The 15635-nt window shown below is 54.0% G+C and carries 13 protein-coding genes; 6 read left to right on the top strand and 7 right to left on the bottom strand.

Annotation, left to right across the window (positions count from 1 at the left end; genetic code table 11):
* Positions 1 to 30: 30 nt before the first annotated feature.
* The 5 genes from EAV92_RS10780 to dapA all read right to left on the bottom strand — a co-directional run bounded on the left by EAV92_RS10780 (position 31) and on the right by dapA (position 4565).
* On the bottom strand, positions 31 to 1230 hold the full coding sequence (locus EAV92_RS10780) for an MFS transporter (protein WP_277424230.1): 1200 nt from the start codon (positions 1228 to 1230) through the stop codon (positions 31 to 33).
* Entirely contained in the window at positions 1227 to 1904 is a 678-nt protein-coding gene (locus EAV92_RS10775) for a type 1 glutamine amidotransferase domain-containing protein (protein ID WP_123041088.1), read from the bottom strand. Before EAV92_RS10775 ends, EAV92_RS10780 begins: the two co-directional genes overlap by 4 nt.
* Positions 1905 to 2067: 163 nt before the next feature.
* Positions 2068 to 2937 carry a LysR family transcriptional regulator gene (locus EAV92_RS10770; RefSeq protein WP_123041087.1) on the bottom strand — a complete coding sequence of 290 codons (870 nt, stop codon included), beginning with the start codon at positions 2935 to 2937 and terminating at the stop codon, positions 2068 to 2070.
* Positions 2938 to 3165: 228 nt separating this feature from the next.
* Entirely contained in the window at positions 3166 to 3630 is a 465-nt protein-coding gene (locus EAV92_RS10765) for a DUF421 domain-containing protein (RefSeq protein WP_123041086.1), read from the bottom strand.
* Positions 3631 to 3689: 59 nt separating this feature from the next.
* Positions 3690 to 4565 carry a 4-hydroxy-tetrahydrodipicolinate synthase gene (gene dapA, locus EAV92_RS10760; protein WP_123041085.1) on the bottom strand — a complete coding sequence of 292 codons (876 nt, stop codon included), beginning with the start codon at positions 4563 to 4565 and terminating at the stop codon, positions 3690 to 3692.
* Positions 4566 to 4690: 125 nt separating this feature from the next.
* Between dapA and EAV92_RS10755 the strand changes: the two genes are divergently transcribed.
* The 3 genes from EAV92_RS10755 to EAV92_RS10745 all read left to right on the top strand — a co-directional run bounded on the left by EAV92_RS10755 (position 4691) and on the right by EAV92_RS10745 (position 8380).
* Entirely contained in the window at positions 4691 to 5560 is an 870-nt protein-coding gene (locus tag EAV92_RS10755) for a LysR family transcriptional regulator (protein WP_123041084.1), read from the top strand.
* A 69-nt stretch (positions 5561 to 5629) separates the two neighbouring features.
* On the top strand, positions 5630 to 7018 hold the full coding sequence (gene thrC, locus EAV92_RS10750) for a threonine synthase (protein ID WP_123041083.1): 1389 nt from the start codon (positions 5630 to 5632) through the stop codon (positions 7016 to 7018).
* 90 nt (positions 7019 to 7108) lie between these two features.
* On the top strand, positions 7109 to 8380 hold the full coding sequence (locus EAV92_RS10745) for an MFS transporter (protein ID WP_123041082.1): 1272 nt from the start codon (positions 7109 to 7111) through the stop codon (positions 8378 to 8380).
* Between the two features lie 10 nt (positions 8381 to 8390).
* On the opposite strand, the gene EAV92_RS10740 is transcribed toward EAV92_RS10745, so the two are convergent.
* Positions 8391 to 9197 (bottom strand): helix-turn-helix domain-containing protein, encoded by an 807-nt coding sequence (locus EAV92_RS10740; protein WP_123041081.1) that lies wholly within the window; start codon positions 9195 to 9197, stop codon positions 8391 to 8393.
* Between the two features lie 182 nt (positions 9198 to 9379).
* On the opposite strand from EAV92_RS10740, the gene EAV92_RS10735 reads away from it, so the two are divergent.
* Together EAV92_RS10735 and EAV92_RS10730 are read left to right on the top strand one after the other, a co-directional pair.
* Positions 9380 to 10180 (top strand): phytanoyl-CoA dioxygenase family protein, encoded by an 801-nt coding sequence (locus EAV92_RS10735; protein WP_123041080.1) that lies wholly within the window; start codon positions 9380 to 9382, stop codon positions 10178 to 10180.
* Between the two features lie 61 nt (positions 10181 to 10241).
* Positions 10242 to 11180, top strand: coding sequence for an aldose epimerase family protein (locus EAV92_RS10730; protein ID WP_123041079.1), 939 nt, complete (start codon positions 10242 to 10244; stop codon positions 11178 to 11180).
* Between the two features lie 13 nt (positions 11181 to 11193).
* Here the strand turns inward: EAV92_RS10730 and EAV92_RS10725 are convergent, their stop codons facing one another.
* Positions 11194 to 12087: an AraC family transcriptional regulator gene (locus EAV92_RS10725; RefSeq protein ID WP_123041078.1), complete on the bottom strand. Its 894-nt coding sequence runs from the start codon at positions 12085 to 12087 to the stop codon at positions 11194 to 11196.
* Positions 12088 to 12273: 186 nt separating this feature from the next.
* Here EAV92_RS10725 and EAV92_RS10720 point away from each other — a divergent pair, with 186 nt between their 5' ends.
* Positions 12274 to 15630 (top strand): DUF5107 domain-containing protein, encoded by a 3357-nt coding sequence (locus EAV92_RS10720; RefSeq protein ID WP_123041077.1) that lies wholly within the window; start codon positions 12274 to 12276, stop codon positions 15628 to 15630.
* The last annotated feature ends 5 nt before the right edge of the window (positions 15631 to 15635 follow it).

Here is a 15635-nt window from a genome sequence, read left to right as displayed (position 1 = left end):
TCATTTTTGTTTGTGGACGACGAATTGAGTTTATGCCCTGTGGTTCTGGCGATATCCCCACAAGGTGAACAGTATGCCCGCGACAGTAACGAGGGAAGCGGTCCAAGGGACGGCTTCCAGCCCGCCGCCAATTCCGTATTCAATGACGATTCCACCCAGATAAGCGCCGAGGGCGTTCCCGAGGTTAAACGCCGCGATGTTTAGCGTCGAGGCTAGGGTCGGCGCTTCCTTTGCCGTGTTTAACATGTGAAGCTGAAGTCCCGGCACAGTTCCGAAGGCCGCTACTCCGAGGAGGAAAATGGCGATCAGGGTGGCGATTTTCCAGTGATCCACGGCCCCAAGCAGGGCAAGCACGGCGACCAAGAATACGAGAATGCCGATCAGAGAAGGCAACAGTTTGCGGTCGGCCAATTTACCCCCGTAAATGTTGCCAAGTGTAATCCCGACTCCGAACAGCACGAGAATGTAGGAGACCGAGTCGACCGGAAATCCGCTGATGTCCACCAATATCGGTTTAATGTAGGTGAACGCGGTGAATACGCCGGCGAAACCGAAAATCGTCATCAACAGCGCCACCAGCACCGCGGGACGTGACAATACGCCGATCTCCCGGCTCAAGCGGGAAGGCGCGGCTTGAATGCGGGGGACGAGAACCATAACGCCGATCAGCGCCACGATCCCGATGGCCGTGATGGCCCAGAATGTCGATCGCCAGCCGAATTCCTGGCCGATGAATGTGCCGATCGGCACGCCGAGGATGTTCGCGAGCGTAAGCCCGGTGAACATCAAGGCAATCGCGCCGGCGCGCTTCTCTTTCGTAACCAGCTCCGCAGCGACCACGGACCCGACCCCGAAGAACGAGCCGTGCGTTAGCGCCGCGACGATCCGGGCGAACATAAGCACTCCATAAGATGGAGCGAGAGCCGCGAGGGCGTTGCCCACGATGAAAATCCCCATGAGGAGCAACAGGAGTGCTTTTCGCGGCATTTTGTAAGTGGCGACGGTGATGAAGGGTGCGCCGAGGGCCACCCCGAGCGCATACCCCGTAATGAGAAGCCCCGCTTTCGGAATGGAGACGTTCAGGTTCACCGCGACTTCCGGGAGCAGACCCATGATAATAAATTCGGTCATTCCGATGGCGAATGCGCCAAGCGTCAGCGCGTATAAGGCAATCGCGGAGCTGCGTCGCGCAGAGGACGAACCCGCGCTGGTCAAGCCGTCCGAATTCAAGATGTAATCCCACCTCTTCGAAGATGATCGATCACAGCATTTGTGACCGCGACCGTAGATTGCGGATTTTGGCCGGTAATCAGATTGCCGTCGGATTCATAGTGGGAAGACCAGTTTGGAGCGGCGACGAAGATTGCTCCAAGCTCGCGGAGCCGGCTTTCCAGCAGAAAAGGGAGATGCGGTGCCAGAGCCGTCTCCGCCTCTTCCCGGTCTGTGAACGCGTTCACCCGTTTGCCGGCGACCAGCGGGCTTCCGTCAGACAAGAAGGTACCGACCAGGGCAGCAGGGCCGTGGCAGACAGCTGCGACCATTTTGCCGGATTCGTAGAAGTCGCGCAGCAGCGATTGTAACTTGCTGTCAGCCGGGAGGTCGTACATCGCGCCGTGCCCGCCCGGCAAGAAAATCGCGTCAAAGCTTTCATGCGTCAGATCGTTCAGCTTCACGGTGTTCTCCAATCTCTTCGCCGCTTCCTTAAATGACGGATTCGTGTCCTCACCTACACTTGCGGGATCCACTGGCGCTTCTCCTCCAAGCGGGCTGGCTACGACGATGTCCCAACCTTGCTCGTTGAACCCCATATAAGCTTCCGCAAATTCCGACAACCAAATTCCCGTCGTTTTGCCTTCGTGAATATGAGAGTGGCTCGTGACCACCATGAGTATATTTTTCGACATTGTTCCGAACCTCCTGAAGGTTTGATGTTTTTGGGTACAACGTTATTGTAAATCTGTATTTTTCATAAAACAAATTATGAAAATAGTGATTATACATAATAAAATTTATAGATTCGGTCGCATGAAATAAGACCAGCGCTCGATGAAAACTGGGCACTGGTCTTCAAATGTGTTCGCGAATGACCTTCATGATTTGTTGAATTTCGGGAATATGCTTGTGTTTGGTTTTAAAAGCTAAGAACAGTTCATTTTGCACGGCTAAGTCAGCATAAACGACTTGTACTTGTCCTTCTTTCGCCGGTTTTAGTAAATAGGTGGGAATCACGCTCAGGCCCGCACCTAACTCGACGAGATTGAGAATCATATGCAGATTCGGAACAACATAAGGCGTGGACAGCATAGGGCGCTTCTTAAAATGTTCCCTCCACAGTCTCCGGATCATCGGCAGCTCCGGCCCGTACGCAATCCACGTCTGTTTAGCGAGCCAGTGTTCTTGTGCTTTCAAGCTGTTTGCTTCAGGAACCACCCAATGTCCTGGCGCGACGATGGCGAACTCCTCTTCGCACAGCTTCAGGTACTCGACTCCTGATTTCAGGAATTTTTTGGAGGTAATGATGAGATCTACCTTGTCCTCATCCAGGTTGTCCAGAAGCTCCTCTGCTGTTCCGAAATGGGAAATCGAGCAGGTCCCGAATTTCGGCAGCAAGGGAAGGATTTTCTCTTGGTAGAACTCCGGCGCAGATCCTATTTTGATCCATTTCATGCTTGGAAGGGAGGAAGTTTTGATATCCGCGCTCGTCTGCTCCAGCGCTTCGACAAGAGGAGCCACCTCGGTATACAGCAGCTTGCCTCGCTCGGTCGGGATCATTTTCCGGGCTGTCCGGACGAACAGCAGCTCGCCGACCTCGGCTTCCAAGGAGGCAAGATGCTGGCTCATAGCCGGCTGAGTCATGAACCGGGATTTGGCAGCTTCGGACACCGAGTTGTGTTTATAGATAAAGACGAAGCTTCGATACCACTCGAAATCGATCACGTGTATGCCTCCCGTTTTGGGTATATGGGAATGATAGCACAGAGAAGGGCAGTCCGTGTCTGATTTCCATTCAATCCGGCGGTACAACAAAAAGGGAGGATTACGACAACAAGAACCGAGACAACAACTCTTACGACCGCCGTGGACATGCCAAAGTAATGGAGCAGCAACCTTTGCCGGCTCAATTGCTTCTTAATCCCGGTTTGCAGCCGCCTGTGAGAGAGTAATTTACGGTGCTGTCGGCGCTTTCTTGATGACGGATAACGATCCGTCCGTTTCCAGAATGGCGTATTCGACTTCGTTCAAGTCGAATACGTCTTTTTTGCGCAGCCCCTGTTCCAGCATGTCTTGCGTGTAAAGCGATTTTTTCAGCTGGTTCTCGAGAATTTTCCCTTTTTCTATCAACACTCTGGGCTCGCCATTGACCCATTTTCTGGTGTGGCTGCTCTTCATCGCGATGTAGCTGAAGGCTAGGATAATGGTGCTGAATACGGCCATCGAAAGCAGGAAGTAGCCGAACCGTATTTTGATATTGAAGATCAAATTGCCCGCAACGGATCCCAAGGTTATCGCGCCGATGAACGGGAGATATCCGTTTTGGCTGATCAACTGTTTGCCGATCATTGGCCCCAGCAGGATGAGGAAGACGAATGCGACGATTCCTCGTAAGATAATCTCCGTAACCTCGTGCACGACCCGACACCTCGTCCATTTTTTCCTATTGTTTCCTGGGGGGAAGGGGTTTAGTCCGTTTATAGAACCGCCGACAACTCCTCTTGAAGTTCCTCGGTAATCGGGACAAGCGGCAGCCGCACCCCACCGGAGGCAAGCATTCCGGTTTGGGCAAGCGCCCACTTGAGCGGGGCAGGATTCGACTCCCGGAAGAGAAGGCGGATGAGCGGGAGAAGCGTATGAAAGACCGCTTCCGATTCGTCATATAAACCTTCCGCCGCCAAGCGGTAGACGCTCAAAAAAGTCTCCGTGCGCAAATGAGCCGAAGCCAGCAAACCTCCGCTTGCGCCGCGCCGGAGCATATCGGTGAACGTGTCGTCGGAGCCGGCCAAAATCGGCTTTGTCGTACGGCCAGCTAATGCCTCCAGCAATGCGAAGCCGCCCGTCGCGTCCTTCAGGCCGATCACCCCGTCCAGTTCAAGGATCTGTCCCATCATCTCGGCGGACAGCCGAATCCCTGTCCGTTCTGGCACCTCATAAACCACAACAGGAACGCCGGTTTCGGCAATAGCTTGAAAGTGCTGGAATACCCCGGCCTCGGGCGGGCGGCTGTAATACGGAGTGACAACCAACACCGCATCCGCACCCCACTCGCCGGCTGCTTTCGTTCGCATCACGGTTGTTCTCGTATCGTTGGTGCCGGTCCCGACGATAATCGGCATGCGAATGCCAAGACTCCCGATGACCGTCCGAGAAACTTGAAACAGCGTTTCAACCTCGGCCCATTCCACCGTCGGCGATTCGCCGGTCGTTCCGTTTAGCACGATCCCTTGAATCGGATGTCGCAGCAGTTCCCTGAGATACCGTTCATAAGCAGGCAGGTCAAGTTCTCCATCCGGGGTAAACGGAGTGACGACCGGAACGTAAATCCCTTTTAAATCTTGCGCTTGAAGCATCCTATCTCCGCCTTTCGCGAATGCGAATCTCTTCATTTACGAACAGTTTATCATCGCGCTCTGCATCGTAGTTATCTATAATAGTTGATAACAAATATCAAAAAAATTGAAGTTGGGTGAAGATCATGGATCTGACCTATCTCCATACTTTCCGGGTCGTGGCACTTCATCGAAGTCTTACGCGCGCCGCGGCGGAACTCGGCTATGCCCAATCCAGCGTGACCATGCAGATGCAGAAGCTGGAGCAGTATTACGATGTGAAGCTTTTCGAGCGGTCGGGGAGAGGGCTGCGCTTAACGAGCGCGGGCGACGAACTGCTGAAGGTCGCTTTGCAGATGCTTGAGCTCCACCAGCTGTCGAAAGAGTCGCTGGCGCGACAGAGCGGCGGGACGCTGACCATCGGGACGATCGATTCGGTCGCCTCGTACATCCTGCCGAACATCATTCAAGCGCTTAGAGCAGAATATCCTGAGCTTTCGATCCGGATTGTAACCGGCCGTGAACAAACGATGATCAACGGCGTGAAAGAAGGGGAGCTGGACGTCTGTCTGCTGCTGGAGAATGGCCCCCCGGAGACGGATCTCCAATGGACTACCGTCAGGGAGGAGCCGCTTGTCTTTCTTGCGAACCCGGCGGAGACACAGAAGTTTCCTGAAACGCTACTGTTAGACGAACTTAAAGACACAGAATGGATCATGGCGGAAGAAAGCTGCAATTACCGCGTGATGCTTGAGCGAGTGCTTCGTAAGGAAGGCGTCTCCTATCGAATCGCCTTGGAACTCGGCAATCCGGAGGCGATTAAGCGGTGCTTGGCAGCCGGCTTCGGTGTCTCGCTTCTCCCGCGCATGGCGGCGGAGGAAGAAATCCGTCTCGGCAAGCTTGCCGTATTGCCCATTCGTCATCCCGCAATCCGGTTGGATTTGCTGCTCGGCCTGCGACCCAAAAAGTGGATCTCGCAGCCGCTGAGGACGTTTATGGAAATGATTCAGTCATAATTTTGCGCGACCGCAGTTCCGACGTTATGTTACAATAAACAGATAATTCTATGGTTCGAGGGGATAGAGATGAACTACATCAGCACGCGGGGCCAGGTGGCTCCCATTGGATTTATCGACGCCGTACTTATGGGGCTGGCGGATGACGGCGGATTGCTCGTACCCGAGCAAATGCCCCGCTTGCCGCAGGAGCAGCTTTCATCTTGGCAGCGACTTTCTTATCCGGAACTCGCGCTTGAAGTTTTCTCGTTGTTCGTGGGAGATGAAATTCCGCGCGGCGATCTGAAAAAGCTGGTTGACGACAGCTACTCGACCTTCCGTCATGAGGAAGTAACGCCGGTGCGCCGCATTCGGGACGATTTGCACGTGCTGGAGCTGTTCCACGGCCCGACTTTCGCGTTTAAAGACGTGGCCCTGCAATTCCTGGGCAACCTGTATGCCTACATTTCGGCGAAAACCGATTCGATCATCCATATCCTTGGCGCGACTTCCGGAGATACGGGAGCTTCCGCCATCGAGGGCGTTCGCGGTAAGGAAGGCATCCGGATCTGCATCCTTCACCCCAACGGCAAGGTGAGCAAGGTCCAAGAGTTGCAAATGACCACGGTGGACGACGCCAACGTGCTGAACTTGGCGGTGGAAGGCACTTTCGACGACTGCCAGCGCATCATCAAGGAAATTTTCGCCGAGGTAGAATTCAAACATAAATACCACCTGCGGGCGATCAACTCCATTAACATCGCCAGGATTTTGGCCCAGACGGTGTATTACTTCTACGCCTATTTCCGGCTGGCCGAGCAGGGACATGCCGGCAAAGTCAATTTCAGCGTCCCAACGGGCAACTTCGGCGACATTTTCGCGGGATATCTGGCACAGAAGATGGGGCTGCCGGTCGGCAAGCTCATTCTGGCGACGAACGAAAATAACATCCTGGAGCGTTTCGTGAAGGAAGGCGTTTATCAGCCCGGCGAGTTCCGCAGCACCTATAGCCCTTCCATGGACATTCAGGTGGCAAGCAACTTCGAGCGTTACTTATATTACCTCTACGGTGAGGACACCGCGGTCGTCAATTCCATGATGGCCGCGTTCAAAAAAGAAGGCCGCATCGTAATTCCGCAGGACAAGCTGAACCTCGTGCAAGCCGATTTCGCCGCGTATGGCGTGCAGAATGACGAATGCTTGGATGCGATCGCGAAGTACCACGAAGAGAGCAAGTACCTTCTCGATCCGCATACCGCTTGCGGTATCGCGGCAGCCGATGCGCTCGCGTCGGAAGGGCAAGTGACGGTCACCCTGTCGACGGCGCACCCGGCCAAGTTCGATGAGGCGATTCAACTGCGCAGCATCAAGCAGACGTTCCCGGATCCGATCCAAGCCTTGTTCGACAAGCCGCAGTTCCATACCGTCGTCGAGGGAAGCAACGAAGCGGTCAAAGCTCGATTGGAGAAGTTTTTCTAACTGATAAATTCGAATAGGTAAGCCTAAGAACCGGTGATCGTTCACCGGTTCTTTCACCTAGAGACGAGAGAAAAGCAGGAGAAGAGACCATTGGACAAACAAAACAGTCAGTATCGTTGGGTCGTTTTTGCCGCCGTATTGTTTACTTATTTGCTCATCGTGACGCAGCGTACCGCTCCGGGACTCATTTCCGATCAGTTGATGAACGAGTTTCATGTTACGGCATCCACGATCGGTTTACTCGCCAGTGTCCAATTCCTCGCATATGCGGGTTTGCAAATTCCGGTGGGGATCTTTTCGGACCGTTTTGGGCCGAACCGTTTCTTGATCGCGGGAACGCTCCTGAACGGAATCGGCACGATCATCTATAGTTTGGCACCGAATGAGTCGATTCTGTTGATGGCCCGATTATTGGTGGGAATAGGCGATTCAACCATATGGATTAATTTGGTGTTGATCCTCAGCCAATGGTTTAAGGCCAAGGAGTTTATCGGCTTGATCGGCATGGCGGGCGTGAGCGGAAGCCTCGGTTTTCTGACGGCTACCGTTCCTTTTTCTTTGTGGATCGCCGCTACGAGTTGGCACGTACCGTTTTTGATAACGGGATGTATCCTGTGTTTGGTCGGAATCCTTTTATACTTCGTGCTCGTCGTCAACACCCGCAAAATGACGAAGGCGACTCCGTCCAACATGGCTTCTTCCGGTAAAGAAAAATTAAAACGGGAACCCACTTTGGTTTTGCTGCGGCGCATTTTCGCGCAAAGGCAAACCTGGGCGACGTTCTTCTGTCATTTCGGCCTTGTCGGAACGTATGTCGGCTTTATTGGGTCATGGGCTGTGCCATATGGAATGCACGTCTACGGAATGAGTCGTTCGGGTGCCAGCCAACTGATCATGATCGGACTGTTCGGCGCGATCCTGGGGGCTCCGCTTTCCAGCTGGATTTCAGGGCGTCTCGGATCCATCAAACGTCCGTACACGGTCGTTCATGTTGTCGTCTTTCTAAGCTGGGGCATTATTTTCTTGTCGGGCGGAAAGCCGCCGTTTATGCTGCTTGCCGTGCTTTTCTTCCTGATTGGGTTTGGAAATGGGGCGAGCTCATTAACGTTTGGGGTTGTGCGCGAATCCTTTGCCGTTCAAGAGGTCGGTGTCGTTTCGGGTATCGCGAATACCGGCGGATTCGTGAGTGCGGTTCTGCTGCCAAGCTTATTCGGCAAAGTTCTGGACCATTTTCAAAGCAGCTCGGTCGTTACAGGCTACCGCTATGGGATTTTGATTATCGTCTGCTTCACCTTGATCGGCCTTGTCGGATCCGTGTTGATTAAGGAACGCACCTTAGAGGATCGCCAAGCAGCAGCATAAAGACAGCAAATCAATCGCGTGGAGCGCTCGGCTCCATGCGATTTTTTTCTATATCCTTGCGATACGCGTTAGGACTCTTCCCAAACCGTTTGCGGAACAAAGCGGCAAAGTGGTTATAGCTTTGGAAGCCGACGTCATACGCCGCTTCGGATGCCGTCCGGCCGGCATGGACCATCAACAGGGCAGCTTGTTCGAGCCTCATCGCATTCAACGTATCAAGCACGGAACCGCCGGTTTCCGATTTGAAGAGATGGGAGAGTCGGGAAGCGGACAATCCGACGGAGGACGCCAACTCATTCACGGAGAGAGGTTCCTTCATCCTCGCGCTAAGCAGGCGCTTGACCTGGCTGACTCTCGGATCCAGCTGTTCGGTCAACTGATCCGCGGTGAGCAGCAGGATGCTGCTCAGTTGGTTCTCGCACAGCTCTTGCCAATAGCCGCCTCTCTCGCGGGAATCCCGGACCAAGGTACGGAAAATACGCAATATGCGCCTCTGAAGCTCGCCTGAAGGGATTTTGCAAATCAGCGCTTCTTCATCCGGCAAAAGCCCCGTTTCCGGCAGCCTGTCAAAATGAGCCCACATGAAATGCCAGAAGTTCCCCGGTTGCGTTCCATAAGCATGGGGCACTCCTTTCCGTAATAGGGCGATTTCCCCTGGACCGCAGCTTTTTTCTCCGGAAGGCGTTCGGAAGAAGCCTTCCCCTTCAAGCGTATACGCGATCAGCCAATTGTCCATTCCATCCGGCCTCTTTATCCCATAGCTGTCGTTTTCGTAAAAATGCCCCGTCATGATCCCGCCGTACGAATGTTCCTTCATTCCCTAGCCCCCAGTAATACGTCACCATCACTTACGAATAGACTAAGGGTTTTCCCGTATGGTCGTCTACCCCTATAGCAGGATCCAAGCAGTATTAAGCATGATTGAAACTTCCGTCTTTCCCGTGGAGGCCGTACCATGGAAGTAACTTGCAAGAAGATCCTTATAGAGGAGTGAGGATTATGCCAAAACTGCAGGCATTGACGGAAGAACAGATGAGGCAGTTCGAGACCGAGGGATATTTGATCGTAAAAGGGGTTTTTCGGCCGGAAGAGGTGGAGGAGATCCGGAAGACATTTGATGAAATTGCCCAAACAACCGTACCGGGTTACTTCGAACCCGACTTCCAAACCGAGACGGACGATCCCCTCAAACGGTATCCGCGGGTGCTGCACCCGCACCGGTTCAATCCTTTGGCCAAGCAATATATGCTGCACCCTGGCGTGCTGGCCATTCTGAAGGAGTTATACGGTGAGGAGGCGCTGGCGGCCCAAAGCATGTTCTATTACAAGCCGCCCGGCTCGCGAGGGCAGGCTCTTCATCAGGACAATTTCTACTTGAAAGTGGAACCGGGAAACTGCATCGCGGCCTGGACGGCCATTGACCGTTGCGATGAAGAGAACGGCTGTATGCTGTTGGTGCCGAAGACGAATCATTACGACATCGTCTGTCCGGAGACGTCGGACTCTGCGGAATCGTTCACGTCGCACTACGTGAAGCCTCCGAAGGAAGAGAAGCCGATCCCTGCCCTCATGGAGCCTGGAGACGTTTTATTCTTCAACGGCAATCTGATTCACGGCTCCTATCGCAATAAATCGAAGGAAAGATTCCGCCGTGCCTTCATCTGCCATTACGCGAATGCCAGCGCGACCCATATCGGACATTGGTACAATCCGATCTATCGTGCCGACGGTACGGAGTTGGAGCTGGAGAGCAATCCGGACGGCGGGCCTTGCGGCATTGAAATCCCACCCTACCATTAAGCGGTGGATAATGAAGGAATTGAACCATAACGGCTTCTCCAAATCGGAAGGATGAAAGGGAATGGATGGCTTGGAATCAAGGGTTTATCCCGGTATTTCCAAAGGTATGAATTCGATCGTTGCGGAAAACGCCACGCTGCGGACCGAGGTGATTCCGGAGCTGGGCGGTAAAATCGTTTCTCTACTGTATAAGCCGACGGGAAAAGAATGGATGATGGATTCGGGCAATCGTCCTCTGAAACAACCGGTTTACGGTTCGACCTTCACGAATTGGGACATGAGCGGATGGGACGAGTGTTTTCCTACGATTAACCCTTGCATGACCGGAGAGAAGGGGGATATTTCGTTGCCGGATCACGGAGAAATATGGTCGCTTCCCTGGGAAAGCCATACGACGGAAACCAAAGTGATCTGTTCCGTTCAGGGGAAACAGCTGCCGTACCGGTTTTCCAGGGAATTGTTGCTTGATGGGGATAAGACGGTTCGGCTGGCTTATACGGTAGAAAATACAGGCGATGCTCCCTTGCCATTCCTATGGACCGCCCATCCGCAATTCAAGATCGACGAACCGACGGATATCGTGCTTCCGGACGCGATGCGGAACTTGCTTTGCGTATTCGGCGGCGGAAAATACGAGACGGGTTCCTCTTATCGCACGCCGGAGACTTGGACAGTCGGTACGGAAACGGACGGAGACGGCAGGAAATTCTATTATCCGCATCCGGTAAGCGAGGCTTGGTCCGGCTTGTACGGACGAACAACCCGCAACTACCTGCTTTTGAGAACGGATGGCTCCCAAGTTCCGTATTGGGGCGTATGGATCGATCAAGGGATGTGCAATGACCGGACGACAATCGCTCTGGAGCCCGGAATCGGTTACTATGACTCTCTGGAACGAGCGGTAAGCAATGGTACCGCCGTGACGCTGGGGCCCGGCGAATCCGACTGCTGGGATCTGGAAATCATTCTCGGCAACGGGGATTGGCGCATCGGTTTGTAAGCCCGAGAAGGAGTTATCCTTTGGGGATGCTTCGGTATTCGGTAGGAGAGACACCCATCATTTTTTTGAACAGCCGGGAAAAGTAATAGGGGTCGGAGATCCCCACGGCACCGCAGACTTCCTTCACGCTCAGGTCGGTCAAGTCTAGCATTTGGCCGGCGCGTTGCATTTTCATCCTCAAGAAGTAATCGACGGGCGGACAGCCCGTTTCTTTTTTGAACAAATAGTTGAGATGCTGTTTCGAAAGACCCGTGTGCTTAGATAGCTCAGGGAGCGTTACGGAGTCGTTCAGCCGGTCGGTCATGTACCGGATGGCTTGCTCCAGATAACGTTCCCTTTTTTTGTCCTTTGTCGAGATGCCGGCGCTGATGCCTATAGCACTAAGAAGATGCCGCACGGTTTGAGAGACGTGAATTTGGCCGGGCAAAGAATACGTTTTGTCCGTCAGGAGAGCGAAGCATTGCTCGAAATGCTCCAGCCACTGAGCGTGCGTACCGAGCGGAAGAGACAGGGGACCTGAATCCATGCCGTATGCCCGAATCAGTTGCGTGGCATGATCTCCTTTCAAATGAAACCAATAAATGGTCCAGGGGTTGTCGGTGTCAGCACCGTAGCGGTGGGGCGTCCCGGCGGGAATGACGGCAAGCTGGCGGTTCCCGATCCGTACCTGCCGGTCGCCGCCGTTCCATTCGATCCAGCCTTCTCCTTCCACGCAGTAAATGAAGATATGGGAGTCGCAGCCTTCGTGTCTTTCCCGGTAATGAAATCGGGCCTGCGGAAAATAACCGATGTCGCTTACATAGAACGACCGGGTAAGCTCGTGGGTTTGAAGCTCGTTCTGCATGTATTCGGGCTGGATGAACAGTCTCTGCGAGTCGAAGCCTTCCGGTATCCGAATCGTTTCCATGATGCTCGGGTCCACTCCTATTTGTATATAAGAACATATTCCATTGGATATTTACACGGATCATTGTTAATCAAAATGAGGTTGTTGTGAATATAAGAATATCATCCATCAACTGCCGAGTTTCGTCAATTGGAATCCTTTCTTCGCCGAGGTAAATTTGAATCATCAAATGCAGGAGGGGAACCGATGAGTATTCAGGAGAAAATCTCGGCCGGCCATCAGGTCGTGCGCGTATGGGAAGAGGATAAAGAAATCCCGACGTACGGCACCGGCGAACCGGACAGAAACCCGATGTTCTTGGAGAAGCGTGTCTATCAGGGAAGCTCCGGCCGCGTATATCCGCATCCGGTTATCGATAAAATCGAGGACGAAAAAAAGCCGAAAGCTTACCGGCTCGCCATACTCGAAAACGAATACGTGCGAATTGAAATCATGCCGGAAATCGGCGGCCGGATTTATCGGGCGCTGGACAAAACGAACGATTATGATTTCGTCTATTACAACCGGGTGATCAAGCCTGCGCTTGTCGGCCTTGCCGGTCCTTGGATCTCCGGCGGGATCGAGTTCAACTGGCCCCAGCACCACCGCCCGAATACTTACGGACCGGTCGAATACCGGCTGGCCGAAAATGAGGACGGAAGCGCCACGGTGTGGGTAAGCGAGATCGACCGGATGTACGGCACCAAAGTGACGGCAGGCTTCACGCTCCGTCCCGGCAAAGCCTATCTCGAAATTTCCGCCCAGCTGTATAACCGGACTCCGGAACCGCAAACATTCCTGTGGTGGGCGAACCCGGCGGTGGCGGTCAACGACCACACGCAATCCGTATTTCCTCCGGACGTCACGGCCGTATTCGACCACGGCAAACGCGACGTGTCCCGATTCCCGATCGCGACGGGCACCTATTACAAAATGGACTATTCGGAAGGCGTCGACATCTCCCGGTACAAGAACATCCCGGTTCCGACGTCCTACATGGCCTATAAATCGGATTACAATTTCGTCGGCGGTTACGACCATGGCGTCCAGGCGGGTTTGCTGCACGTGGCAAACCACCACATCTCGCCCGGCAAGAAGCAATGGACTTGGGGCAACGGGGAATTCGGCCAAGCCTGGGACCGCAACCTGACGGACGAAGACGGCCCGTACATCGAGCTCATGACCGGCGTCTATACGGATAACCAGCCCGACTTCACGTGGCTGCAGCCTTACGAAGAGAAGACGTTCACGCAATATTTCATGCCTTATAAGGACATCGGCGTCGTTAAAAATGCTACGATCGACGCGGCAGTTAACCTGGAGGTCGACGAGTCCGCCCGCACGGCTATCGTGTTGGTGTATGCGACCTCCGTATTTAAAGAGGCGTCCGTTGAGTTGAAGGGCAAACGGCGGGTTTATGCGCTCGAGACCGTCGTATTGTCTCCGAATAACACCTTTAAGTCCATCTTGCCCCTGGATGAAGAAGATCTGGCGCATGATCTCAAGGTAACGGTCCGTGACTCGGAAGGCCGTATTCTGGTATCCTACCGACCCGCTAAACCTTCCATCGAGCAGGTTCCGGATGCCGCAAAACCGCTGCCCGAGCCGAAGGATCTCCAAACGAACGAGCAGCTTTACCTGGCAGGTTTGCACCTGGAGCAATACCGGCATGCCACCTTCGAACCGGAAGCTTATTATTTGGAGGGATTGAAACGCGATCCCGGAGATATCCGGATCAACGTGGCTTACGGAACGCTTCTGCTCCGTCGCGGACTGTTCGCACAGGCGGAAAGCCGCTTCCGCACGGCGGTCAAATCCTTGACCTGGCGCAACCCGAATCCTTACGACAGCGAGGCCTATTACCAGCTTGGAGTGTCCTTGAAGCTGCAACGGCGCCTGGACGAAGCATTCGCCGCTCTGTACAAATCCGTATGGTCCGCCGCTTGGCAGGATCCGGGCTACTTTACGCTTGCACAAATCGCAAGCGAGAAGAAAGCTTACGGCGAAGCGCTGGAGCTCGTGGAACGTTCCTTAATCCGCAATTCGCGCAACTACAAGGCACGGCACCTGAAGTCCGCGCTGTTGCGCAAGCTGGGCCGTTACGCGGAATCGATCGCATTTTCGGAAGAAACGCTGCGGCTCGACGTCGCCGATTTCGGCGCCGCCAACGAAAGAATCTCCGCATTGACGGCCGCCGGCCAAGTCGAATCCGCGGGCCAAGCGAGAGTCGAACTTGCGAGGCTCATGCGGGAAGATGCCCATAACTATTTGAACTTGGCGTCCGATTACGCTGGATGCGGATTGTATGAAGAAGCGGCGGACGTTCTCGAGCGGGTTGCGGCGTCGGTTGGAACCGATGGATACCCCATGCTGCATTATGCGTTGGCTTACGTGCTGGAGAGATCCGGTGACTCCGCGGAAGCCGCTGTCCAGCGCCGAGCCGGTCATGACGCGGTTCCGGATTATTGCTTCCCGAACAGCCTGTTCGATCTGCTTGTGCTCGAAAGCGCGGTTGCGGCCGATCCTTCGGACGACAAAGCCTGCTATTACCTGGCTAACCTGCTGTACGACAAGAAACGCCCGGAAGAATCGATCCGTTTGTGGGAAACTTCCGTTTCGCTGTTTGACGGCTTCGCGACCCCGCATCGGAATCTGGCGCTTGCCTACTACAATAAGAGCAATGATCCTGTATCGGCGCAAAAGGCATTGGAAAAAGCGTTTGCCTGCAATACCTCGGACGCCCGCGTATTTTATGAACTGGACCAACTGTACAAGAAAATCGGCTTCTCCGCAGCAAGCCGTCTGGAGAAGCTGGAGCGTTATAGGGAATTGGTCGAAAAACGCGACGATCTGTACGTGGAATATGTAACGCTGCTTAACCTGCTCGGAAGGCATTCGGATGCCGCAGCCGCCATTGCCCGCCGGAATTTCCATCCATGGGAAGGCGGAGAAGGCAAGGTGACCGGCCAATACGTGCTGGCCCATGTCGAACTCGGCAAACAGTCTCTCCAGCAAGGGATGTTCGAGCAAGCGGTGGAACTGCTTAGCCGCGCGCTGGTTTACCCGGACAACTTAGGGGAAGGCAAGCTGACCGGCGCACAAGAGAACAATGTTTACTATTATCTCGGAAATGCCTACGAAGGAATGGGGCAAACCGAAAAGGCAGCGGAGTGCTGGGCGATCGCTTCGCAAGGGCTGGAGGAACCGGCCAGCGCGATGTTCTACAATGATCAGCCGCCGGACATGATTTTCTACCAAGGCTTGGCTTGGCTGAAGCTGGGCGTCGGCAAGGAAGCCAAACGGCGGTTCAACAAATTGATCGACTATGCCGAGAAGCATCTGTTCGACGACGTGAAAATCGATTATTTCGCGGTCTCTCTGCCGGACTTCCTCGTGTTCGAGGATGACCTGAACAAGAGAAACCGGATCCATTGCCTTTACATGCTGGCGCTTGGATTGCTTGGCTTGGCGCGAACGGCGGAAGCAAAGGTGAAGCTGAGCGAAGTGCTCCAATTGGAAACCAACCATCAAGGAGCGCGGATTCATCAGGCCATGTGCCAATAAGGAGT

The organism is Cohnella candidum, from assembly GCF_003713065.1.
In the GTDB taxonomy this organism is placed as follows: Bacteria; Bacillota; Bacilli; order Paenibacillales; family Paenibacillaceae; genus Cohnella; species Cohnella candidum.
This window is presented reverse-complemented; position numbering and strand designations above follow the sequence as displayed.